Origin of the sequence: Embleya sp. NPDC050154 (assembly GCF_044460165.1) — a bacterium.
Taxonomy (GTDB): domain Bacteria; phylum Actinomycetota; class Actinomycetes; order Streptomycetales; family Streptomycetaceae; genus Embleya.
The window spans coordinates 50,038-72,491 of record NZ_JBITJP010000042.1 but is presented as its reverse complement, the minus strand read 5'-3'; the positions used below and the strand labels follow the sequence as shown (position 1 = coordinate 72,491).

Sequence of the window (22,454 nt, the reverse complement as noted above, 5' to 3'; positions counted from 1 at the left end):
CTCTTGTCGTCCTTGACCCGGACCACCAGGCGGTGCGAGTCGACCTTGTCCACGACCGGGAGTTGCGCCTTGGACGTGCTCTCGGCGGCGCCGGCGGTGATGGTCGGCTGGGTGGTGACCGATACCTGCGTCGCGGTGGAGGACTGGGTCGCCCGCACCCGGCCCTTTCCGTCGGCCAGTACCACGGCGTCCCCGCCGACGACCGGGAGGCCGCGGTAGGTGCGCTGGTACGCGACCGAGTACAGATCGTTGACCCACGGGGTCACGACCTGGCGTTCGTACTGCTCGTCGGGCCCCTTGGCGAGACTGTCCAGGCCGCTGGCGGCCGCCCGGTCGGCGGCGGATACCGCGAGTGCCTGGGAGTTGGCGGGGGGAGGGGACGGGTCGGCGGCGGCCGTGGGTCCGGCCGCGCCGATCGCCAAGCCGGCGAGCATGGCCAGGACGGTCCCGGCCGTGGTCGTTCTGCGATTCATCGAGGCTCCTTGGGTGGAAGGCGTGCCTCGACCACGTCGCCGGCTTGCGCCGCGTACGCCTCGTGAGCGACGCGGGCGACCGTGCAGGCCGGGTTCGTGCCCGAGCGAGCGAAACACTCACACGGGTGTGTGGACGGGGTGAAGCGATCGGCAACGGCCGGCAAATTCTGGCAAACGCCAAGCAGACCCCGGGAGTCGCGGGAGTGCCGGATCAACCGATCGGGCGGTCGTTCGGGCCTCGAAGACGGCTCCGGGGCCGTTCGAGACCGCGGTTCCGGGCCGACCGCCGCTCATTGACCAGGCATCTGCTCCAACAGGTCGCGGACCTCGGGCAGATCGCTCCAATGCTGGGTCAGACGTCGGCGCAGGCCCAGTAGTTCCCGATTTGTGGTCGCGGTGCCCAGACCGGCCGCCTCGTGCACCACCGGCGCGGCGGCGAGCACCGCCGCGTCCGGCTGACCGGCGCACGCGAGCGCGTCGGCCAGACGCACGGTGAGCAGCACCCGCGCCGGTCGCATCGGTACCGGCAGCAGGTCGAGCGCGGCCTGGACCGACTGCACCGCGGATCGGGCCGAGGCCAGGTCGCCGGTGCGCGCGGCCAGGTCGCGCAGCGCGCCGCCGATGGTGGCCTCCATCCGCAACCGACCGGCCAGTCCGGTCAGCCACGGCGCCTCGGCCCGGTCGCGTTCGTCGAAACGGTTCACGTGTCGATGGGCGGTGGCGATGTGCCGCCGACACTCGCCGATGTCACCGCCGAGCGCGTGCCCGCGGGCCTGGTAGAGCTGCGCCAGCGTGGTGATCCAGGCCCGGCCGGTGTCCACCGCCTCCAGCGCTCGGGCGTAGGCCAGCGCTGCCGCCGCGTCGCCGTCGAGGCGGGCCAGCGAGCACACGTCGCCGAGCAACGACGCGCGGGCGCCCGGACTCTCGCACACGTCCGCCCAGTTGAGGCCGCGGTCGTACCAGGCCATGCCGATCACGCTCTGCCCCTGTTGCATCCGGAAACGACCGGCGAGCTGGGCGTAGTCGGCGGCCAATCGCAACTGGGCGTGCGGCGAGCGGCCGTGCGCGTTCAGCGACTCGGCCCAACTGACGATCCGGCGCAGCACGTATTCGACCGAGCCGACCAGCCCGGTGGTGGCGCCGCCGTGCAGACCGGCCTGGGTGTAGCCGCCGAGCAGGGCGGTGAGCACGTGTACGACGTCGGGGTCCACGCCGGAGGGGTTGTTCCCGTCGATGGCGCCCAGGATGGTGAGCGCGTCGGCGTACGGCGGGACCTCGCACTCGTGACAGCCGTCCTTGCCGTGCAGCGGGCAGGGCAGCCCGTGGTACGGCAGCCGATCGGGCCAGAACCGGTCGGCCAGCGGCGCGAGGCCCGCGGGGGCCTCGCCGCCGGGGATCACCGAGAAGTGGGTGCGGTGCAGGGCGGGCGCCGGGATCGATCGGCTCGTCAGCAACGCGGACAGGTCCCCGCCGGTGTCCAGGAGATCGTCGAGTCGGCGCGGTAGGCCGGCGGGCGGCTCGCGCAGACCGGCCTCCAGCTTGCTGATCAGGCTGTGGTGGTAGCCGACGCGCAGCCCGAGTTGCTGCTGCGTCATTCCGGCGAGGCGGCGCCGGGTCCGCAAGGTACGGCCGAACTCCGCCCACAGCGGTGTCGACGCGACCTTTAGCGGTGTGGACGCGACCTTTGTGGTGACGGGCGCGTTCGGGAGCCTGTTCACGTTCGTCCTCCCCGAGGGTAACTCCGGATGGTCGACGGTTGGTCACTGCCCGGAGCAGGGTGACAGACGATGGTGCGGGTTGTCTGCGGTGGAACGAGGCATTCCGCTTTTGCCGGATGGGTGTACAGGGCTCGAACCCGAGACGACACGATGTGACATATCAGCCCGCACTACCCGGCCGACCCCCGGACGGCGGTCATGGACTGTGCTTGCGGCCGGGACTGCGCAAGACTTGCCACACCGGTAGTACTCACCCCTTCCTTTGCTGAGGCAATATGCGCTGCACGATCGCTGGCCAGTCCTTCCACCTGCAGATGAACGAGGTGGAGCGCGCCATGAGCGGGGTCAAGCCCGACCCGATCACCGGCGAATCGGTCCGTATCGGGCGCCGTACCTATCCGGTCAAGCAGGTTGGCTCGGTGATCACGGGCCAACTTCCGCGCGACTTCAGCGCGGCGGAGATTTCCCGGGCGTTGACCAAGCTCGGTTTCACCGTGCTTCCGACCGCGCCGCCGGCCGAGCCGACGCTCTGATTCCTGCGAACGATGTCGGCCCGGTCGGTTCGCGACGCCGGTCGGGCCACACGGCGCACGCGCGCGCCGGGGTCACCCGGTGGGCTTCGTGCGGGCGGTTCGGGTCACGCGGTGGGCGCGGCCTTGGGGGACAGGCCCTCCAGTAGGCCGTCCCGGGCGCCCGGGCCCGCGGAGGCGCGCAGATCGCGAGAGGTCAGCGGGTCGCCGCAGTGTGAGCAGACATGTACCGCGGTGGCCGGTTGGCCGCACGCGCTGTGGGTGACGATCAACGGCGGGCCGTCGGGGGCGGCCCACTGGTCGCCCCACTGGCGCATCGCGTTCAGGACCGGCCACATGGTGCGGCCCTTGTCGGTCAGTCGGTAGTCGTAGCGCACGGGTTTGTCCTGATAGACCTCCCGAGTCAGGACGCCGTGCTCGATCAGGTGTTCCAGCCGCTGGGTGAGCACGTTGCGGGAGATGCCCAGCCGCTCGTGGAAGTCGTCGAAGCGGGTCACGCCCAGGAAGGCGTCCCGCACGATCAGCATCGTCCACCACTCCCCGGCCACCTCGAGGAACTGGGCGACCGAGCAGGCCATCTCCTGGAAACTCTTGCGACGCATGGCCCCATTCTAACCGGTGAGTCCTTTCATGATACTCACTGAGTTGCATTATAGAACTGACGAGCCCTACGTTGAGTTCCGTCATAGAACTCAGTCGTGAACCCACCTGGGAGGCAGCCGTCATGGCCGGCACCGAACCGGATCACCCGCCCCGCGCGCTCGCCGCAGTCCTGGTCTGCGCGGGCGTCGTACTCGTCAATCTCGACCTGTTCATCGTCAACGTGGCGATGCCCTCGCTGGCCGAGAGTTGGTCCGGCGCCTCGCTCGCCGACCTGTCCTGGGTGCTCAACGCGTACACCGTCGTCTACGCCGCGCTGCTGGTGCCCGGCGGCCGGTTGTCCGACCGGATGGGTCACCGGCGCGCCTTTCTGGCCGGCATCGCGGTGTTCACCGTGGCATCCGCGCTGTGCGCCGCGTCGCCCACGCTCGCGGTACTGGTGATCGCGCGACTCGCCCAGGCGGTCGGCGCCGCGCTGCTGACGCCCGCGTCGCTGGGACTGCTGCTCTCCTCGTACCCGCCCGAGCGGCGCGGCTCGGTGATCCGCGCGTGGGCCGCGATCGGCGGGCTCGCCGCCGCGCTCGGACCGATCCTGGGCGGGCTGCTGCTCGAACCCGGCTGGCGCTGGGTCTTCGTGGTCAACCTGCCGATCGGTGTGCTCACCCTGGTGCTCGGCGTGCGCCGACTGCCCGATACGGCGCCCACCGACCGGGGTCCGCTGCCGGACCTGCTCGGCGCCGCGCTGCTGACCGCGGCGATCGGCGCGTTGTCCCTGGGCGTGGTACGTGCGCCCGACTGGGGATGGCTCTCGGGCCGCGCGGTGGGGGTGTGGGTGGCCACCGCGGTGTTCGTGGCCGGCTTCCTGTTGCGCAACGGGCGCCACCCGCGGCCGGTGGTCGAGGGCGCCCTGGTGCGCAACCGCACCTACGCCGTCTCGGGAATCGCCAACATCCTGTTCGGTGTCGCGTTCGCCGGGATGTTGTTCTCCTCCACGATGTGGATGCAGACCGTGTGGGGCTGGAGCGCGTTGCGCACCGGGTTCGGCACCGTGCCCGGACCGCTGTGTGTGCCGTTCGTGAGCATCCTGGCGGGCCGCTACGTGTCCCGCTTCGGGCCGGGCGCGCTGGTCGTGGCCGGCGGCTTGTCGTTCAGCGCGGGACTGGGCTGGTGGATCGTGCGGCTCGAACCGCATGCGCGCTACGCGAGCGATCTGCTGCCCGGCTCGATCCTCACCGGCATCGGCGTCGGCCTGATCCTGCCGACCCTGATCGCCACCGCGACCGGCGCGCTGACCCCGGATCGCTTCGCCACCGGCTCGGGCGTGATCACCATGCTGCGCCAAGTGGGCGCGGCGCTCGGCGTCGCGGTGTTCGTCGCCGCGGTGGGCGCCCCGGCCACCCTGGAGGGGTACGACCGGGCCTGGGCCATCCTCGGCGCGGCGACCGTGCTGACCGCGACGGCCGCGCTGTTCCTGCCCCGATCCGGGCGGACCGCGACGGCGGCACCGGGGGTCTCGACTCCTGCGGCGACACCCGCGTCGACATCTGCGTAGACGGCGGAGGCGACGCCTGCTCCTGCGTCGACGGCGGAGGCGGGAGGGCGGGCGGCGCGGGTGAACCGACCGCGTGCGGGCGGGCGGTCAGGACTCCTTCGCCGCCTTGGCGGCCTTGGCCGCGCGCTTGGCCTCCTGCTTGTGCGCGCGGACCTTGGCCAGTGACTCGGGGCCGGTGATGTCCGCGACCGAACGGTGCGAGCCCGCCTCGCCGTAGCCGCCGGCCGCCTCGCGCCAACCCTTCGGGGTCACGCCGTACTGCTTGCCGAGCAGGGCCAGGAAGATCTGCGCCTTCTGCTTCCCGAAACCGGGCAACGCCTGCAGCCGCTTGAGCAACTCGACACCGGTGTCCACGTCGGCCCACACCGCGCTCGCCTCGCCGTCGTAGTTCTCGACCAGGTACTGGCACAACTGCTGCACGCGGTGCGCCATCGACCCGGGATAGCGGTGTACGGCGGGCTTGGTGGACAGGAGTTCGGCGAACGCGTCCGGTTCGTACGCGGCGATCTCGTGCGCGTCCAGATCGGTGCGGCCCAGCCGCTGGGCGATCGTGTAGGGGCCCGCGAAGGCCCATTCCATCGGGATCTGCTGATCCAGGAGCATGCCGACCAGCGCCGCCAACGCACTGCGCCCGAGCAATTCGTCCGCCTCGGCCTGCTGGGCCAGGTGCACTGTCGTGTTCATCCCTCGATGATCTCCCGGGCGGCCCCGGACCCGCACGCGGACTCGCCGACGTGTGCCCGGAGGTCACCGGCCGCGGAGCCTGGTGGGGCCGGGCGGCATCGGGGGCCGGTTCGCTCATCGGCCGCCGGAGCGCGGTACGACCAGGCCCGACTCGTACGCGATGACCACCGCCTGGACCCGGTCGCGCAGGCCCAGTCGGCGCAATACCCGGCTCACGTGCGACTTGACCGTCTCTTCGCCGACCACCAGGCGGCCGGCGATCTCCGCGTTCGACAGGCCCTCGGCGACCAGCCGCAGGACGTCGACCTCACGAGGGGTGAGGTCGGCCAGACCGGGCGGGGCCGGGCGCGGACGCAGGCGGGTGAACTCGCCGATCAGCCGGCGGGTCACGCTCGGCGCGAGCAGCGCCTCGCCGGCGGCCACCACGCGCACCGCGTCGAACAGGCGCTCGGCGGTCACGTCCTTGATCAGGAAGCCGCCGGCACCGGCGACCAGCGCGTCGTAGACGTGCTCGTCGAGGTCGAAGGTGGTCAACATCAGGATTCGGGGCGGCTCGTTCTCGACGGTGTTCGCGCGGATCCGCCGGGTGGCCTCGATGCCGTCCATGACCGGCATCCGCACGTCCATCACCACGACGTCGGGGCGCTGCTCGCGGCAGCGGTGGATCGCCTCCGCGCCGTCGGCGGCGGTACCGACCACGGTGAAGTCCGGTTGGGTGTCCAGCAGTGCGGCGAAACCGGCCCGGACGACCTCCTGGTCGTCGGCCACCACGATTCGCAACGCCGCCGGCCCGCTCATCCGACCCCTCCCGCGGTGGTGAGCCCCTCCGCGGGTATGCCCGCGGTGCCGGCCATCCGGCCGGCCGGCAATATCGCCTCGACCAGGAATCCGCCCATCGGCGGGTTCCCGGTGCGCAACTCGCCGCCCACACTTGCGGCGCGCTCACGCATCCCCAGCAGGCCGTGCCCGCCCGGGCCGGTGCCGGCGCGCGGCCCCGGGCCGTTGTCGCGGACCCGCACCCGCAGCAGATCCTCGTCGGAGTAGTCGAGCAGCACGTCGACGGCGGCTCCGGGCGCGTGTCGGCGCGCGTTGGTCAACGACTCCTGGACGATGCGATAGGCCGCCAACTCGACACCCGGATCGAGCACGGCGATCCGCCCGCGCACGATCAGCCGCACGCCCGCGCCGGCGAAGTCCCGGGACTCGTCGATCAACTCCAGGAGTTCCTGGAGGCCCGGCTGCGGTCGGCGGGTCGGCTCGGCGCCGGCGTCCTCGCGCAGCACCCCCAGCAGGCGGCGCATCTCGGTCAGCGCGGTGCGGGCCGTGTCGCCGATCGCGAGCAGCCGCTCGGCGCCCTCCTTCGGCATCCCCGGCGTGGCCAGCCGGGCGGTCTCCGCCTGCACCGAGATCATCGAGATGTGGTGCGCCACCACGTCGTGCAACTCCCGGGCGATCCTGGCTCGTTCACCACGCGCGGTGAACTCCAGCAGGGTGCTCTCGATCGCGTGCCGCGAGGCGTCCCGCTCGGCGTTGCGGGTGCGGGCGCCGCGCACCCGGCCGAGCGCCAGCGCCGCCCACGCGATCACCACCGCGATCGTCGCGGCGATCGGGACGCCCTGGTAGAGCGCCCCGGTGGACACGGCCGCCACCGTCACCGCCACGGCCACCATTGCCGGTCGGTGCCGTATCAGGACCAACGGCACCGTCGCGCACAGGCCCAGGATCAGCGCCACCGACAACATGCCCGCCGCCTCGTCGGAGCGCGGCGCGGTGCGGACCACCGTCTCCGGCAGCGAGAACAAGCCGAGCGCCACCCCCGCGCCGAAGGGGTGCCACCACGGCTCTCCGCGCCGACGACCGAGGTCGAGGACGCGGCCGGGGGCCGGATCGCTGTGCTTCATGGCGCCATTGTCCCGGGCGGGCCACGCGGGCGGCTTCCCCCGGGCCGGGGAATCCGCCTCCCCCGCGCCGGGGAGGCGTGCGGCGGGCTTCCCCCCGCACGGGGAACCCGGTTTGGCTCGCCCGCGTGATGTGCCGGACCCGGCCGAATTCATAGCCTCCTGGGTATGGAAGCAACCATCGAAGTTCGCGGCCTGCGCAAACGCTACGGTCCGCAGACCGCCGTGGACGACCTCTCGTTCACCGTCGCGCCCGGCCAGGTCACCGGCTTCGTCGGACCCAACGGCGCCGGCAAGTCCACGACCATGCGGATGATCGTCGGCCTGGACCGACCCGATGAGGGCTCCGCGCTGGTCGGCGGCCGGCACTACCGCACGCTGCGCACGCCGCTGCGGCACCTGGGTTCGCTGCTGGACGCGGCGGCGGTGCACCCGGCCCGCCCGGCCCGCGACCACCTGTTGTGGATGGCGCACTCCAACGGCCTGCCCGCGCGTCGGGTGGACGACGTACTGGAGAGCGTCGGCCTCGCGTCGGCGGCACGTCGGCCCGCGGGCGGCTTCTCGCTCGGCATGCGGCAACGCCTGGGCATAGCCGGCGCGCTGCTCGGCGATCCGCCGATGCTGATGCTCGACGAACCGGTCAACGGCCTCGACCCCGAGGGCGTGATGTGGATCCGCGGGCTGCTGCGCGCGCTGGCCGCGGAGGGCCGCGCGGTGCTGGTCTCCAGCCACCTGATGAGCGAACTGGAGGACAGTGCCGACCACCTCGTGGTGATCGGCCGGGGCCGGTTGATCGCCGACACGAGCATCGGCGAACTGCTCGCCGCCGCGTCGGGCGGCCGGATCGTGCTGCGCACCGCGCGGCGCCGCGAGGCGATGACCGTGCTGACCCGGGTCGGCGCCACCGTCGCGGCCACCGAGCGCGAGGCGCTGACCGTCACCGGCCTGGACGCGGAGCGGATCATCGGGCTGCTCACCGAGCACGGCGTGCCGTTCTCCGGGATCGCCGAGCACCGCGCCTCGCTGGAGGAGGCCTACATGGAACTCACCCGGGACGCGGTCGACTACCGCGCCGCGACCGACGCCGGGGAGCGGTGATGGCGGACCCCACGACGACGACGCCGTACCGAAGCCCGCTGACCGGCGGCCGGGACGGCTTCGGCGGGCTGCTGCGCGCCGAGTGGACCAAGCTCAGGTCGGTGCGCCGATGGCTGCTCACGCTGACCGCGGCGGCCGTGCTGACCGTGCTGGTCGGCCTGCTGATCGCGGGCGGGAGTGGCATCCAGGACGTGTCGAGCGGCGGCGGCAAACAAAAGGTCAAGTTGGCCGACCACTTCGCCGACGGCGGCCAGTTCGTCGAGCGCGAGCTGGCCGGTGACGGCGAGCTGGTCGCCCGGGTGAGCACACAGGAGCGCAGTGCCGGGCGGGCCAAGGCGGGCCTGATGATCCGGGCGAGCGACGCGTTCGGCGCGGCGTACGCGGCGGTGGTGGTCACGCCCGACCACGGGGTCCGCCTGCACAGCGGGTACGACAGCGACAAGGCGGGCGGCGGTGGTCCGGTGCCGCGCTGGCTCAAGCTGGTTCGGGCCGGTGACACGATCACCGCGTACGAGTCGAGCGACGGCGCCGGGTGGCGTCGGGTCGGCCGGGTCGACCTGGACGATCTGCCGCGGACCGCTCGGATCGGGCTGTTCGTCGCGTCGCCGGACGCGGTGAAGGTCGAGCGCGCGTTCGGCAGCGAGGGCATCTCCTCGCAGAGCACCACCGGCAAGGCCACCTTCGACCACGTGAGCCTGAAGCCGGCGCAGCCGCAACAGCCCGCCGGGACCTGGCAGAACCGGGCCGGACCGGGTGGGGCGGGCGCGTCGGCGGGACCGGCGACGGAGGGACCGGACGCCGGCCCACCGCCCGGCTTCACCGAGGTGGACGGCACCTTCACGGTGATCGGCATGGGCGACATCGGTCCGGATCGGTTCGGCGAGGACGCCACGCAGACGATCCTCGGCGGCGTGCTGATCGCGCTGATCGCCGTGGTCGCGCTCGGCGTGGTGTCGATCACCGCCGAGTTCCACCGGGACACGATTCGCACCACGTTCGCCGCCACCCCGCGCCGAGGGCGGGTGCTCGCGGCCAAGGCCATCGTGGTCGGCGCGGCCACGTTCGTCGCCGGACTGGTAGGCGCGTTCGGCGCGTTCCTGGCCACGGGACCGGTGGAGCGCTCGAAGAACCGCATCCCGGCCGGGTTGTCCGATCCGAACGTGCTGCGCGCGCTGATCGGTACGGCCGTGCTGCTCGCGGTCGCCGCGATGTTCGCGCTGGCGGTCGGTGCGATCCTGCGCCGAGGCGCGCCCGCGATCACCCTCGTGCTCGCCCTGCTGCTGATCCCGCGCATCGTGGGCAGCGGCCTGCCGGTGTCCACCGGGGCGTGGCTGGAACGACTCACCCCCTCCGCCGGATTCGCCATCCAGCGCACCTTCGACCGCTACGACACCACGATCGCACCGTGGGCCGGGCTGGGCGTGTTGTGCGCTTACACCGCGGTGGCGCTGGCCATCGCCGCGTGGCGGCTGCGGGAGCGGGACGCATGAGGAACGCCGCGCTCGCCGAGTGGACCAAGCTGCGCAGTGTGCGCTCGACCGGATGGCTGCTGTGCGCACTGGTGGTGGCCACGGTGGTGGTGAGCGTACTGACCACATCGGCCATGCACGCCTCGGCCTGCGCGACGCCGGCCGGGTGCTTCGAGGACATCACCAAGGACAGTCTGACCGGAGTCCGGGTCGGTCAGATCGCGGTCGTCCTGCTCGCGGTGTCGATGGTCGGCAACGAGTACGGCACCGGGATGATCCACACGTCGCTGACCGCCCTCCCGCGCCGGATCGTGTTGTTGGGCAGCAAGGCGATGTTGCTCGTGGCGATGGTCGCGGCGGCCGGCACGATCGGCGTGCTGGGATCGCTGTGGGCGGGGCGCACGATCCTGGACGGCAACGGCTTCACCCCCGAGCAGGGCTATCCCGGGCTGTCCGCGACCGACGGGCCGACGCTGCGCGCGGCCGGCGGCACGGTGCTCTACCTGGTGCTGATCGGGCTGCTGGCGATGGGCGTCGCGTTCGTGCTGCGCGACACGACCGGCGCGGTCGCGGTCCTGCTGACCCTGCTCTACATCCTCCCGCTCCTGGTCCAGGCGATCGCCGATCCGGACTGGCACCGCCGCCTGGAGCGGATCACCCCGATGACGGCGGGCCTGGCCATCCAGACCACCCGGGACCTGAACCACCTCCCGATCGCCCCCTGGCCCGGCCTCACGGTCCTCGCCGGTTACGCCGCCCTGGCCCTGACTTTGGGCACCTGGCGCTTCCTGCGGCGGGACGCGTGAGGCGTGGGCCCTTTGGGCCGGGGCCGGGGTGAAGCGGGGCGGACCGGGCTCAGTTCGCGGCGGTTGCCACGGCCGGGACGGCGGCTCGGGCCGCTGCTTCGAGTTGGGTGATGCCCGTGGGCATGGAGGGTTGGTCGTCGGAGAGGATGGCGATCAGGAGCGGGCGGCCGGCGTGGGTGATGTGGCCGATGCTGTTGATCACCCACAGGCCGGTGGCGTCGCGGGGGAGCCAGCCGTTCTTCAGGGCCGGGGTGGTGTCGGGGTCGGCGGCGGTGGCCACGCCCCAGGTCTGGTCGTCCGCGACGGAGGTCATCAGGTCGGCCAGGTAGGCGCGGGAGCCGGCGTCGAGCGGGGAGTCGGTCGCGGTGATCGCGTCGAGCAGGCGGACCTGGTCGGTGGCGGTGGTCCGGGTCAGGCCCCAGGACAGGCCGGTCGGTTCGGTTTCGGTGAGGCCCAGGGCGGTGTTGGCGGTGCGGAGGCCGGCGGCGCCGCCGATGGCGGACCACAGGGTGTCGGCGGCGTCGTTGTCGCTGTGCTCGATCATGGCGGCGGCGGTGGCCCGTTCGGTGGTGGTGAGGGCGCGGTGCTCCTGTTGGGTCCGGAGGAGGAACGCGGCCAGGATGTCCACCTTGACGATGCTCGCGGTGACGTAGGACCGGTCGGTGTTGTAGCCGACCGGTTCGCCGCCGGCCGGGTCGAGGATGGCCACCGACAGGTTGCCCGAGATCTCGGGCAGCGCGGCGGCGAGCGCGGACGCGGCGCCGGCGGAGGTCGGGCCGACGGCGGGTTGCCGGTCGGCGCCTCGGGCGACGTCGGTGGGGGCGTCGGTCGACGGCAACGTGGGCTCCGTGCTCTCGGGCGGTACCGCCGGCGGGTCCGCGGCCGAACTCGCGGTCGGCGCGGGGCTGAACGAGGTCGGCTCCGCGCGGTTGCCGGAGACGACCATCCACAGCAGGGTCGCACAGGCGAGGACGACCGCCAGGGGGGTGAGGACGGATCGGCCGCGGCGTGCCGCGCGGTGCGTTCCTTCGCGGGCGGGGCTCATGCACGACACGGTTGCGGGCGGGGCTGTGCGGCGGGTGAGACGAGTCTTAAGAGTCGATGAGAGCGGGCGTTCGCCCGGGGGTGGGCGCGAGGGTTCGCCGGGCGGTGAGCGCGGGCGTTCGATCGAACTGGGCGGGCACGAACCGCTGCGCTACGCGGAGCGTTCGCCGGGCCCGCGGTCGGCGGGCGGCCCCGGCTGAGGCCGACGTCGAGTTCAGGACCGACTCGCGTTCCGCCCCACGTGCAGCGCCCACAGCACCAGCGGAATCTGGAGGGGCAGGCGGGCGAACGCGGCGGTACGCTGCGGGGCCGGCCGCGTACGCCAGTCGACGGCCATCTTGACGTTCGCCGGGAAGACCGCGGTGAAGAACGCCGCCGCGGCCAGGGCGCCCACCCGCCGGGTGCGCGGCACGGCCACCGCCGCCGCCAGAGCGAACTCGGCCACGCCGCTTGCCCGGGTCCACACCCGCGGGTTGCCCGGCAGGCTTCGAGGCACCACCGCGTCGAATGGCCTCGGGTACACGAAGTGGGCCACACCCGCTCCACCGAGCAACGCCACCAAAGCGCGCGCGGACGACGATGTGCCGGCCATACGGTCCTCCTCGCCCCGGAAAGTTACCCGAAGGTAACAACACCGCCCCCGAAACACCACACCCCGCACCGATTCCCGTTGCCCTGGATCTCGCCGACATCGAACGACCCGTCGAAAAAATCGAACACCATGTCCTTCCATCTGTCCGATGATCGGACCGTGACCGCCTCCTCCGTACCTCCTCGCCGATCCGCTGACGACGTCCCGCGCGCTTCGCCCGGTTCGCCCGCCCGGCGCACCTCGGACACCGACGCGGCTTGGGCCCACTTCCCGCGTGGCCCCTGGTCCGCGGCCGATCGTCTGCCGCATGCCACGCCGAGCAAGGCGGGCCGGGCGCACCTGGAACTCCCGCGTTCGCTCGTCGTTGTACCCGGTGCCGGTGTCGCGCAGAGTCCCGTGTTCGACCCGGCGCTCACGCACTACGCACGGGCAATGCGTGCCGGTGAACCCCGATTCGAGGACGCGGGGACGGCGGCGCGTTGGCACCGGGCGCGCCGACAGGCCATGGACCATGTACTGGAGGCGGTCGCCGGCTCCCGGTGGGTGGACGATCTCGTGCTGCGCGGCAGCGTGTTGCTCAAGGCGTGGTACGGGTCGGCCGCCCGCGAGCCGGGCGACCTGGACTTCGTGGTGACGCCGAGTGGATGGGGCGCCCTGGACGGCCGGACCGACCGGATGTTCGCCGACATCGCGCGGCGCGCCGAACGGGTATCCGACACCGGCGGCGAACCCGACGTGCGAGTCGTGGCGACCCTCGCGTTGAGCGACGAGATCTGGACCTACGACCGCGTTCCGGGCCGGCGGCTGGTGCTGCCGTGGCGGGCGGACGGCGTGCCGTCCGGAACGGTGCAGTTGGACTTCGTGTTCGGTGAACAACTGCCCAGCGCACCCGAGCCGACCGAGATCCCGCGATCGGACGGGGGCGGGACACACCTGCTGCTCGGCGCCACTCCGGAACAGTCCCTGGCCTGGAAGCTGCTGTGGTTGATCGACGACATCCATCCGCAGGGCAAGGACCTCTACGACGCGGTCCTGCTCGCCGAGAACACGTCGCCGGGCATGCCCTTGCTGCGGGCGACCTTCGTGGCCTCCGATCCCAGCCACGGAGGCCACCCGTTCACGGCGGACCTGTTCAGCCGCGAGGTTGATCTGCGCGAGTTCCGCAAGGAATACCCCGAGTCGGCCGGCACGGATCTGCACACGCGGTTGCTTCGTGCGTTGGCGCCGACATTTGCGGTGGCGAGAGTCGAGGCGGACAGGCGATCGATCGGCTGAGTCGCGGACGGGCTCGGTCAGGTGGGTTCACGGTCGAGGAGTTCGATGGAGCGTTCGCGCATTTCCACCTTGCGGATCTTGCCGGTGACGGTCATCGGGAAGGCGTCGACGAGGTGTGCGTAGCGGGGGATCTTGTAGTGGGCCAGGCGGCCGGCGCAGAAGTCGCGGAGGTGGGTCGCGGTCAGTTCGGGGGCGCCGGGGCGGAGTTTGATCCAGGCCATGAGTTCCTCGCCGAAGCGTTCGTCGGGCACGCCGACGACCTGGACGTCCTCGATGTCCGGGTGGCCGTACAGGAACTCCTCGATCTCGCGCGGGTACACGTTCTCGCCGCCTCGGATCACCATGTCCTTGATTCGGCCGACGATCGACACGTAGCCGTCCGCGTCCATCGTCGCGAGGTCGCCGGTGTGCATCCAGCCGTCCGCGTCGATCACCTCGGCGGTGCGGTCGGGGTCCTGCCAGTAGCCGAGCATCACCGAGTAACCCCGGGTGCAGAACCCGCCGGGGGTGCCCTCGGGGACGGTCGCGCCGGTGGTCGGGTCGACCACCTTGATCTCCAGATGCGGGTGTACCCGGCCGACCGTGCCCACGCGGCGCTCCAGCGAGTCGTCGCGGCGGGTCTGGGTGGAGACCGGTGAGGTCTCGGTCATGCCGTAACAGATGGTCACCTCGGTCATGCCCATCCGGTCGATCACCCGCCTCATCACCTCGACCGGGCACGGTGAGCCCGCCATCACGCCGGTGCGCAGCGTGGAGAGGTCGTACTTGCCCGCCTCGAAGTCGGGCAGGGCGAGCTCGGCGATGAACATGGTCGGCACGCCGTACAGGACCGTGCAGCGTTCCTCGTGCACGGCGCGCAACGTGGCGGCCGGGTCGAACAGCGCGGCCGGGACGACCATGCACGCGCCGTGGCTGGTCGCGCCGAGGTTGCCCATCACCATGCCGAAGCAGTGGTAGAAGGGCACCGGCAGGCACACCCGGTCGTCGGCAGTCCAGCCCTGGATCTCGGCGACCAGGAAGCCGTTGCCCAGGATGTTGCGGTGGGAGAGCGTGGCGCCCTTGGGGAAGCCGGTGGTGCCCGAGGTGTACTGGATGTTGATCGCGTCCTCGGGGCGCAGGGTGGCCTCGCGGGCGCGCAATCGGTCGATCGAGACGGCGGCGCCCTCGGCGACCAGGGCCGGCCAGTCCGGGGTGTCGATGTGTACGACGCGTTCCAGGTCGGGACAGGTGGCGCGGACCTCGGCGACCATCGCCGGATAGTCGCTGGTCTTCACGCGCGACGCGGCGACCAGCAGCCTGGTGCCGGATTGGGCGAGCGCGTACTCGATCTCGTGTGCACGGTAGGCCGGGTTGAGGTTGACCAGGATCGCGCCGACCCGGGCGGAGGCGTACTGCACCAGGGTCCACTCGGCGCAGTTGGGCGACCAGATGCCGATTCGGTCGCCGGCCTCGATCCCGACGCCGATCAGCGCGCGGGCGAGGTCGTCGACGGCCGCGTCGAACTCCGCGTACGTCCAGCGCCGGCCGCTCGCGCACTCGACGAGGGCGTCGTGGTCGGGGTAGGTGGCGGCGATCCGGGCCAGGTTGGCGCCGATGGTCTCGTGCGGGAGCGGCGGCGTGCGCTCGCCCTGGCGGGTGGCGAGGGGGGTGTCGGCCGGCGGGTCGTCCGGGGATTGCGGGGGTGGGGGCGGCGCGGGAGCGGTCATCGCGGGTCACCTGCCTGGTCGGGATGCGGGGGGTGCTGTGGGCGCGAGGGGGGTGCGGTGGTGCTGTGGGCGCGAGGCGGCGCGGTGGCGCGGTGGCGCGGGTGGTGCGGTGGTGCCGTGGGCCAGGGGTGGTGCCGGGGTGCCGTCGGTGTGGGGCAGTGCGGGGTGCTGTGGGGCGCTGGGCGGTGCTGTCGCGAAGGTAGGTGGGAGGGGGTGGGGGCGGCGAGCGGAGTACCCCCGAATGGGGGTGATGTGGGGGTGAGGGCGGGAGTACGTTGCCCTTGCGTGGCGCGTGGCGCGTGGCGCGTGGCGCGTGGGGCGCCGGTGGTGGGGTGCCGAGGTCGGGCGGGACGTCCGTGGCGGGATATATGGAGGAGCCGTGAGCGGATACGCGGGGTCGGTCGGTGACCCGGTGGGTCGGGCCGTCGAGCGGTTTCGGGCGCGGACCGGGGTGGACGTCGCGTTCGCCGGGCCGTGTCCCGATGCGGGGGATCGGCTGGTGATCTCGTATCTGAGCGGGACCTCGACGCGCGTGTTGTCGGGACTGACGGTGGTGGCGGGGACCGGCGTGGGCGGCAAGGCGATCACCACGCGGCGGCCGGTCCGGGTGGTCGACTACGTCGCGGCGTCGGCGATCAGCCACGAGTACGACCGGGCGGTCACCACGGAGGGGGTGCGCGCGGTGTTCGCGGTGCCGGTGCTCGCGGGGCGCGGGGTGGCGGCGGTGCTGTACGGGGCGCTGCGGCGGCCGTCCGACTTCGGAGACGGGATCCTGACGTCGGCCTGCGACGCGGCGCGGGACGCCGGGCACGAGATCGCGGTGGCCCGCGAGGTCGAGCAACGCATGGCGCGGGCGGCCGAGTTGCCGGGGTGGGCGGCGTTGGAGATCCGGTTGGCGCACGCCGATCTGCTGGCGCTGGCGGGGGTCGCGAGCGATCCGGGGCTGGGGGAGCGGTTGCGGGAGGTGTGCGGGAGGCTGGCGCGGACGGCCGCGAGTGCGTCCGGCGGAGCGGCGCGGGGAGTACGGCTGACGCCTCGTGAGACGGATGTGCTGGCTCAGGTCGCGGTGGGGCGGACCAACGCGGAGGTGGCGCGGGTGCTGGTGCTGGGGCCGGAGACGGTGAAGAGTTATCTGCGGTCGGCGATGCGGAAGTTGGGGGCGCACAACCGCGTCGAAGCGGTGGTTGCGGCGCGTGCGGGGGGCTTCTTGCCGTAGGCCCGGGGTGGTTGGCCCCGATGCACACGTGGCCTCCGGCGTGGGTTGTCCTCAAACGCCGGACGGGCTGATTTGGTTGGGCGGACTTTCGGGGTTTCGCTGCGGTTCGCTCGTGTGCGCGTTGGGTGGGCCGGTTGGGAAGCCGGCCTCCGGCCCGGTTGTCTTCAAACGCCGGACGGGCTGGATTGGTTGGGTGGGTGCTTGAGGCGCGGCTGTGGTTCGTTCGTGTGTTGTGTGTGCGTCGGTGGCTGAGGCCGGCCTCCGGCCCGGTTGTCCTCAAGCGCCGGACGGGCTGGATGGGTTGCGCTCGCCCGCTGCTCGCTGGGACGGCTCGCCCGCCGCCGCGCGTTGACTACTGCCTCGTCCGCCGCGCCGTCCTCCCGCACACCTCCCGCAACCGCTCCCCCCGCCCCGGGTCGCTCGCGACCCCAACCGCGCCGGCCCGCCTGCTGCGCCGCCCCGCCCGCTGCGCCGACCCGCCCGCTGCGCCGCCCGCCTGCCGCGCCGACCCGCCCGCTGCGCCGCCCGCCTGCCGCGCCGACCCGCCCGCTGCGCCGCCCGCCTGCCGCGCCGGTCCGCCTGCCGCGCCGGTCCGCCCGTGGTTTGTTGGGGTGGTGGGGGTCAGGATTCGGTGAGGATGGATTTGAGGAAGCGTTGCGTGCGGGGGTGGGTGGGGGTGGTGAGGAGGGATTCCGGGTGTCCTGATTCGATGATTTGGCCGTCGCAGAACATCAGGACTCGGTCGGAGACGTCGCGGGCGAAGCGCATGGCGTGGGTGACGCACAGCATGGTGACGTCGGTGGTGTGGGCCACCTCGCGCAGGACGTCCAGGACCTCGGCGGCGAGTTCGGGATCGAGTGCGGAGGTGACCTCGTCGAGCAGGAGGATGTCCGGCTCGACCGCCAACGCCCGTGCGATCGCCACCCGTTGCTGCTGGCCGCCGGAGAGTTGGGCCGGATATGCGGACAATTTGTCGCGCAGGCCGACCAGTTCGAGCAGGTCGGCGGCGCGGGCTTCGGCCTCCTCCTTCGGGACGCCGTGTACCCGGATCGGAGCCTCGGTGACGTTGCGCAGCACCCGCATGTTCGGGAACAGGTTGAACTGTTGGAAGACCATGGTGATCCGACTGCGCATGGCCCGGATGTGCCGCTCCGAGGCGGGCACCAGGCGACCCTCGCGCCGTTCGTGGAACAGCGGTTCGCCGCCCACCTCGATCACGCCGGTGTCCGGCCGGGCCAGCGTCATCAACATCCGCAGGATGGTGGTCTTGCCGGAACCGCTGGGCCCGATCAGGGTGACCCGCTCGCCGGCGCGCACGCCGAACGACAGGTCGTCGAGCACCACGTTGTCGCCGAAGCGCTTGCCGACCCCCTCGAAGGTGATCAGGTCGGTGGGCGGTACCGGGTCCGTGGAGGGCGTCGGCGGGGTCTGGGTCTGGGTCATCGTGTGTTCCTCCAACGTCGAGCCGGGCGGTCCGTGCGTGCGTGCGGCGTCAGATCGAGCGCACCCGCCCGAACCGCCGCTCGACCAGCCGCAACAGCGCGGACATCATCAGCGTGACGACGAGATAGAAGACGCCGGCGACGGTGAACGGCTCCAGCGTGCGGAAGGTCTCCGCGTTGAGTTCCCGGGCGGTGGAGAACACCTCCACCACGGTGATCGCGATCAACTGCGGCGTGTCCTTGAACATCGAGAGCAGGTAGTTGCCCAACGCGGGCAACACCCGCGGCACCGCCTGCGGCAGGATCACCGACGTCCACACCCGCCGGCGTGGCAGGTGGAGTGCGACGGCCGCCTCCCACTGGCCGACCGGCACGCCCTCGATGCCCGCGCGGTACACCTCGGACACGTAGGTGGCGTAGTGGATGCCCAGGGTCAACGCGCCCACGGTCAGCGGCGCCCAGTCGATCCCGATCGTGGGCAGCACGTAGAACATGAAGAACAACTGCACCAACAGCGGGGTACAGCGGATCAGTTCACAGATCAGCGCGACCGGTACGGAAACCCAACGGGTGGGGCTGCGCCGCAACAGCGCGAACACCAGGCCCAGTACGAGCGCCAACACGTAGCCGTACAGCGTGGCCTGAAGCGCGACCAGCATGCCGGACCACAGATCCGGGACGATGTCCCACGCGTAGTCCCAATCCCAACTCATCGGGCCACCTCCGCGCGTCGCAGCAGCCGTTGCAGCGGGCCCGGCTCCGGTGTTCGGCCGAGCGAGCGCACGGCGTGCCGTTCCAGCGCGCGGACCAGCGTGATCAGCACCAGGGCGATCAGCGCGTAGCCGAACAGCAGGCCGGTGAACACCAGGGTGGTCTCACCCGAGGACATCCGGATGAGTTGGGCGTTGAAGGTCAGGTCCGGGATCGACACGATGGACACCACGGCGGACATCTTGAGCAACTCGATCAGGTTGTTGCCCAGCGGCGGGAGCATGGCCCGGTAGGCCTGGGGCAGCAGTACCCGTCGGATCCGTTGGGTGCGGGTGAAGTTGAGGGCGATCGCGGCCTCGATCTGTGCGGTCGGCACCGCCTGGATCGCGCCGCGTACCACCTCGGCGGCATACGCGCCGATGTTCAGGCCGAGGGCCAGCATGCCGGCCCACATCGGGTTCAACTGCCAACCCAGGGCCGGGACCGCGAAGACGAACCAGAAGGCCAGTACCAGGGTCGGCAGGCCGCGGAAGACCTCCACGTAGCACGCCCCGATCCACCGGGGCAGTCGATGCTCGCTGCAGCGGGCCAGCCCGGCGGCCAGCGCCAGGGCCAGGCCGAGCGCCCCGCCACCCAACGTGAGGTAGACGGTGTTCAGCGCACCGTGGAGCAACAGTTCGAGTTGCCCGGACGTCATCCGGCGGCCTCCATTCCGGGACGGGCGGGTGGTCTGCGCACGTCGGCGCGATTGCCGTCGCTCATGTCGCACACACCCGCTGTGCGGTCAGCTCCGGGGCCGGTACATCGGCCTCGGTGAAGCCGAACGGCCTTTGAATGCGCAGGAGTTCGCCGCTGTCTCGAAGCGTGTGCAGTTCCCGGTTGAAGGCCGCGACGAAGTCCGTCTGATCGGGCGTCACTGCGAACCCACCCGCCGCCGCCGTGATCGGTCGGCCGTCGACCACCGGCCGGTACGGCGCGGTGACCTCCAGGTCGGCGTGTGCCCGTTGGCGCAGACCCCAGTTCAGCGAGATCGAGGTGAGCGCGACCGCGTCCACCCGACCGCCGATCATCCCGTCGAAGGCGCTCGGTTGGTCGGCGAACCGGGTGATCCGGGCGCCGGGTACGCCGCTTCGCTCGGCCACCTCCGCCTCGACCGTGCCGAGCAGGACGCCCAGCCGCACGTTCGAGTTCGCGGCCACATCGGCCATGGTGGCCAGCCCTCGCGGGTTGCCCTTCGGCACCAGGAATGCCTCGGCGGCGTCGAACTCGGGGTCGGTGAACAACACTTGCGCGCACCGCGTGGGAGTGATGGACATACCGGCACCCACGATGTCGAACAGGCCCGCACGCAGACCCGGGATCAGCGCACCGAAGTCGGAGGGCACCGGCTCGATCCGGCGCACACCCAGGCGATCGAAGACCGCCTTGGCCAACTCGGCTGCTTCGCCCGTGAGTTCGGCGTCCTTGTCGAGGAAGCTGTAGGGCGCCTCGTTGGCGAAGCCGACGCGTACCGAACCGCGCTCGCGCAGTCGGTGCAGCAACGTGCCGCCGTCCGGTTCGTCGTTGAGGTCCACCCGGCTGCAGCCGGTGGTCGCGGCGGCGGTGCCGGCCGCGGCCACCGCCAGGCCGACGGCGCCGACGCCGCGCAGCAGGCCGCGCCGGGATATTCCGGGACCGGGTCGGGGTCTCGCATCGGCGGCACGCAAACGCGGTCAGCTCCTTTCGCAGGGGACAGGTCACGCCCCGCCGCGGCCGTCGACCGAAGCCGTCGAGCCCCGACTCCCGAGAGCCGTCGGCGCGCGAATGCCCCAAAACGGTCGGGAGTCGGCGCTCGGAAGCTGTCGGGACCCGGTGGTGCGAAGTGGCGACCCTAGGCCGATCCGGAAGGGGGCGACAAAGCGTCCGGGCAAACCCGAATGCCCGTTTCGTGATCGCCCTGTGGCCTCCGATGTCGATTGTCACGGATCGATAACGACTGGTGTCCGACTTGTCGGATACCCGAGGTGGCGGGCGTGTTCGTCGCGGTCGGCGACCGATCGCGTTCGTTATTCGGACGTGACGGCGGCTCGGGCCGGCGGCGCCGTCTCGGAGGGTGACCGCGCTCTCGGTCGGAACCGGTCGAGACGGTAGTTTTGGGATCGGTCCACGATCGCCTCCGCGACCGGTCGCGAACGAGGACCGATCGCTCGGGGAGTCCGCCCCGATTCAGTAGCCAAGGAGGGACGCCATGTCCTTGCTGACCGTCTGGCCCGAGACCGACGCCGCCGCGCCGATTCTGCGTACCTCTGACCCGGCCGAGATCGCGCGTGCCCTGGAGCCGATCGGCGTGCGCTTCGAGCGCTGGACGGCCGATGTAGCGTTGCCCGACGGCGCGACCCAGGACGAGGTGATCGCGGCGTACCGGACCGAGGTGGACCGGATCACCGCCGCCGAGGGCTACATCCAGGTCGACGTGATCCGCCTCCAGCCCTCGGACGACCCGGAGTGGCCGGCCAAGGCCGCCGGGGCGCGTGCCAAGTTCCTCACCGAGCACACGCACGACGACGACGAGGTGCGCTTCTTCGTCGAGGGCGCGGGCATCTTCTACCTGCACATCGCCGGTCGGGTGCACGCCGTGCTGTGCGAGGCGGGCGACCTGCTCTCGGTGCCCAAGGGCATCACCCACTGGTTCGACATGGGCGTCGAACCCTCGGTCGCCGCGATCCGGTTCTTCCACGACGAGGACGGCTGGATCGGCGACTTCACCGGCGACCCGATCTCCTCCCGCTTCCCGGACTTCGACGAGATCTGGGCGGGGTACGCGGCGTGAGCGACGGCACCACCACCGCCCCGCTGAAGGTCGTCGTCGACATCGAGGGCACCACCAGCGCCACCGGCTTCATCACCGAGCAGCTCTACCCGTACTCCCGCACGCACTTCGCGCGTTGGCTCGACGAACACGGCGACCACCCGGACGTCGTGCGCGCGGCCGAGGGCGTGCGGGCGCTGATCGGCGAGCCGGAGGCAAACACCAAGCGCATCGTCGAAGCGCTCGAAGGCTGGCTGGACCGGGACGAGAAGGTCACCCCGCTCAAGTCCCTCCAGGGCCTGATCTGGGCCGAGGGCTTCGCGTCCGGCGAACTGACCTCGCACTTCTACCCGGACGCCATCCCGGCGCTGCGCGCGTGGCACGCGGCGGGGCACCGGCTGTACATCTTCTCGTCCGGCTCGGTCGCCGCGCAGCGCGCGTGGTTCGGCAGTTCGCCGGAGGGTTCGTTGTTGCCGCTGTTCTCCGGTCACTTCGACACCGAGAACGCGGGCCCCAAGCGGGTGGCCGAGTCGTACAACACGATCGCGGAGATGATCGGCGAGCCGCGACCGGAGCGGCTGGTCTTCCTGTCCGACCTGGTCGAGGAACTGGACGCGGCGCGCGAGGCGGGCTGGTGGACGATCGGCGTACGCCGTCCCGACGCGGACGAGCCGTACTACGACCGAGGCGTCGGCGACCACCCGGAGACGGCGACGTTCGCGCGCCTGGATCTGACCGGCGACCGCCCGATCCTGCGCGAGATCTGAGCCCGCACGCGCGTGAGCCGGCGACGAATCGCGCCCGGTGGCCAACGCGCCCGATAGCCGAACGCGGCCGGTGGTACGGCGGTTC

21 protein-coding genes and 1 pseudogene are annotated in these 22,454 nt (G+C 71.8%); 9 read left to right on the top strand and 13 right to left on the bottom strand.

Annotated elements, in window-relative coordinates; all coding sequences use genetic code 11:
* Positions 1 to 473, bottom strand: a pseudogene (locus ACIBSV_RS47840) (peptidase M28); the annotation flags it as partial.
* A 290-nt stretch (positions 474 to 763) separates the two neighbouring features.
* A complete protein-coding gene (locus tag ACIBSV_RS47835; RefSeq protein WP_395873871.1) occupies positions 764 to 2,191 on the bottom strand; it encodes a multiprotein-bridging factor 1 family protein in 1,428 nt (475 codons plus the stop codon).
* Positions 2,192 to 2,466: 275 nt separating this feature from the next.
* On the opposite strand from ACIBSV_RS47835, the gene ACIBSV_RS47830 reads away from it, so the two are divergent.
* Positions 2,467 to 2,724 carry an SCO5918 family protein gene (locus ACIBSV_RS47830; RefSeq protein WP_395873870.1) on the top strand — a complete coding sequence of 86 codons (258 nt, stop codon included), beginning with the start codon at positions 2,467 to 2,469 and terminating at the stop codon, positions 2,722 to 2,724.
* Between the two features lie 104 nt (positions 2,725 to 2,828).
* Here the strand turns inward: ACIBSV_RS47830 and ACIBSV_RS47825 are convergent, their stop codons facing one another.
* Positions 2,829 to 3,323 (bottom strand): winged helix-turn-helix transcriptional regulator, encoded by a 495-nt coding sequence (locus ACIBSV_RS47825; RefSeq protein WP_395873869.1) that lies wholly within the window; start codon positions 3,321 to 3,323, stop codon positions 2,829 to 2,831.
* Positions 3,324 to 3,394: 71 nt separating this feature from the next.
* Here ACIBSV_RS47825 and ACIBSV_RS47820 point away from each other — a divergent pair, with 71 nt between their 5' ends.
* Positions 3,395 to 4,873 (top strand): MFS transporter, encoded by a 1,479-nt coding sequence (locus ACIBSV_RS47820; protein ID WP_395873868.1) that lies wholly within the window; start codon positions 3,395 to 3,397, stop codon positions 4,871 to 4,873.
* 87 nt (positions 4,874 to 4,960) lie between these two features.
* Here ACIBSV_RS47820 and ACIBSV_RS47815 read toward each other — a convergent pair whose 3' ends face one another.
* The 3 genes from ACIBSV_RS47815 to ACIBSV_RS47805 all read right to left on the bottom strand — a co-directional run bounded on the left by ACIBSV_RS47815 (position 4,961) and on the right by ACIBSV_RS47805 (position 7,458).
* Positions 4,961 to 5,557 (bottom strand): HhH-GPD-type base excision DNA repair protein, encoded by a 597-nt coding sequence (locus tag ACIBSV_RS47815; RefSeq protein ID WP_395873867.1) that lies wholly within the window; start codon positions 5,555 to 5,557, stop codon positions 4,961 to 4,963.
* A 114-nt stretch (positions 5,558 to 5,671) separates the two neighbouring features.
* Positions 5,672 to 6,355 carry a response regulator gene (locus ACIBSV_RS47810; RefSeq protein ID WP_395873866.1) on the bottom strand — a complete coding sequence of 228 codons (684 nt, stop codon included), beginning with the start codon at positions 6,353 to 6,355 and terminating at the stop codon, positions 5,672 to 5,674.
* Positions 6,352 to 7,458 (bottom strand): sensor histidine kinase, encoded by a 1,107-nt coding sequence (locus tag ACIBSV_RS47805; RefSeq protein WP_395873865.1) that lies wholly within the window; start codon positions 7,456 to 7,458, stop codon positions 6,352 to 6,354. Before ACIBSV_RS47805 ends, ACIBSV_RS47810 begins: the two co-directional genes overlap by 4 nt.
* A gap of 165 nt (positions 7,459 to 7,623) precedes the next feature.
* Between ACIBSV_RS47805 and ACIBSV_RS47800 the strand changes: the two genes are divergently transcribed.
* From ACIBSV_RS47800 to ACIBSV_RS47790, 3 genes are read left to right on the top strand one after another with little or no spacing between them, the layout of a single operon-like run.
* Positions 7,624 to 8,553, top strand: coding sequence for an ABC transporter ATP-binding protein (locus ACIBSV_RS47800; RefSeq protein WP_395873864.1), 930 nt, complete (start codon positions 7,624 to 7,626; stop codon positions 8,551 to 8,553).
* Complete coding sequence (locus tag ACIBSV_RS47795; protein WP_395873863.1) at positions 8,553 to 10,043, top strand: ABC transporter permease subunit; 1,491 nt, start codon at positions 8,553 to 8,555, stop codon at positions 10,041 to 10,043. The genes ACIBSV_RS47800 and ACIBSV_RS47795 overlap by 1 nt, the downstream gene beginning before the upstream one ends.
* On the top strand, positions 10,040 to 10,828 hold the full coding sequence (locus ACIBSV_RS47790; RefSeq protein WP_395873862.1) for an ABC transporter permease: 789 nt from the start codon (positions 10,040 to 10,042) through the stop codon (positions 10,826 to 10,828). The genes ACIBSV_RS47795 and ACIBSV_RS47790 overlap by 4 nt, the downstream gene beginning before the upstream one ends.
* A gap of 49 nt (positions 10,829 to 10,877) precedes the next feature.
* On the opposite strand, the gene ACIBSV_RS47785 is transcribed toward ACIBSV_RS47790, so the two are convergent.
* Together ACIBSV_RS47785 and ACIBSV_RS47780 are read right to left on the bottom strand one after the other, a co-directional pair.
* The gene (locus tag ACIBSV_RS47785) at positions 10,878 to 11,873 is read right to left on the bottom strand and encodes a serine hydrolase (RefSeq protein ID WP_395873861.1); all 996 of its coding nucleotides are present in this window, start codon (positions 11,871 to 11,873) and stop codon (positions 10,878 to 10,880) included.
* Positions 11,874 to 12,086: 213 nt separating this feature from the next.
* Entirely contained in the window at positions 12,087 to 12,464 is a 378-nt protein-coding gene (locus tag ACIBSV_RS47780; RefSeq protein WP_395873860.1) for a hypothetical protein, read from the bottom strand.
* A gap of 159 nt (positions 12,465 to 12,623) precedes the next feature.
* Between ACIBSV_RS47780 and ACIBSV_RS47775 the strand changes: the two genes are divergently transcribed.
* Positions 12,624 to 13,739, top strand: coding sequence for a nucleotidyl transferase AbiEii/AbiGii toxin family protein (locus ACIBSV_RS47775; RefSeq protein ID WP_395873859.1), 1,116 nt, complete (start codon positions 12,624 to 12,626; stop codon positions 13,737 to 13,739).
* A gap of 17 nt (positions 13,740 to 13,756) precedes the next feature.
* Here ACIBSV_RS47775 and ACIBSV_RS47770 read toward each other — a convergent pair whose 3' ends face one another.
* Positions 13,757 to 15,445, bottom strand: a complete 1,689-nt coding sequence (locus ACIBSV_RS47770) for an AMP-binding protein (RefSeq protein WP_395873858.1) — start codon at positions 15,443 to 15,445, stop codon at positions 13,757 to 13,759.
* A 379-nt stretch (positions 15,446 to 15,824) separates the two neighbouring features.
* Between ACIBSV_RS47770 and ACIBSV_RS47765 the strand changes: the two genes are divergently transcribed.
* Positions 15,825 to 16,661, top strand: coding sequence for a LuxR C-terminal-related transcriptional regulator (locus tag ACIBSV_RS47765; RefSeq protein WP_395873857.1), 837 nt, complete (start codon positions 15,825 to 15,827; stop codon positions 16,659 to 16,661).
* Positions 16,662 to 17,282: 621 nt separating this feature from the next.
* Here the strand turns inward: ACIBSV_RS47765 and ehuA are convergent.
* From ehuA to ehuB, 4 genes are all read right to left on the bottom strand, one after another.
* Positions 17,283 to 18,104 (bottom strand): ectoine/hydroxyectoine ABC transporter ATP-binding protein EhuA, encoded by an 822-nt coding sequence (ehuA, locus tag ACIBSV_RS47760; protein ID WP_395873856.1) that lies wholly within the window; start codon positions 18,102 to 18,104, stop codon positions 17,283 to 17,285.
* 49 nt (positions 18,105 to 18,153) lie between these two features.
* Positions 18,154 to 18,816: an ectoine/hydroxyectoine ABC transporter permease subunit EhuD gene (gene ehuD, locus ACIBSV_RS47755; RefSeq protein WP_395873855.1), complete on the bottom strand. Its 663-nt coding sequence runs from the start codon at positions 18,814 to 18,816 to the stop codon at positions 18,154 to 18,156.
* Positions 18,813 to 19,511 (bottom strand): ectoine/hydroxyectoine ABC transporter permease subunit EhuC, encoded by a 699-nt coding sequence (gene ehuC, locus ACIBSV_RS47750; protein WP_395873854.1) that lies wholly within the window; start codon positions 19,509 to 19,511, stop codon positions 18,813 to 18,815. The genes ehuD and ehuC overlap by 4 nt, the downstream gene beginning before the upstream one ends.
* Before the next feature lie 61 nt (positions 19,512 to 19,572).
* The gene (gene ehuB, locus ACIBSV_RS47745) at positions 19,573 to 20,520 is read right to left on the bottom strand and encodes an ectoine/hydroxyectoine ABC transporter substrate-binding protein EhuB (protein ID WP_395873853.1); all 948 of its coding nucleotides are present in this window, start codon (positions 20,518 to 20,520) and stop codon (positions 19,573 to 19,575) included.
* Positions 20,521 to 21,041: 521 nt separating this feature from the next.
* Between ehuB and ACIBSV_RS47740 the strand changes: the two genes are divergently transcribed.
* Positions 21,042 to 21,623, top strand: coding sequence for a 1,2-dihydroxy-3-keto-5-methylthiopentene dioxygenase (locus tag ACIBSV_RS47740; protein WP_395873852.1), 582 nt, complete (start codon positions 21,042 to 21,044; stop codon positions 21,621 to 21,623).
* Positions 21,620 to 22,369: an acireductone synthase gene (gene mtnC, locus ACIBSV_RS47735; protein WP_395873851.1), complete on the top strand. Its 750-nt coding sequence runs from the start codon at positions 21,620 to 21,622 to the stop codon at positions 22,367 to 22,369. Before ACIBSV_RS47740 ends, mtnC begins: the two co-directional genes overlap by 4 nt.
* Positions 22,370 to 22,454 lie beyond the last annotated feature (85 nt).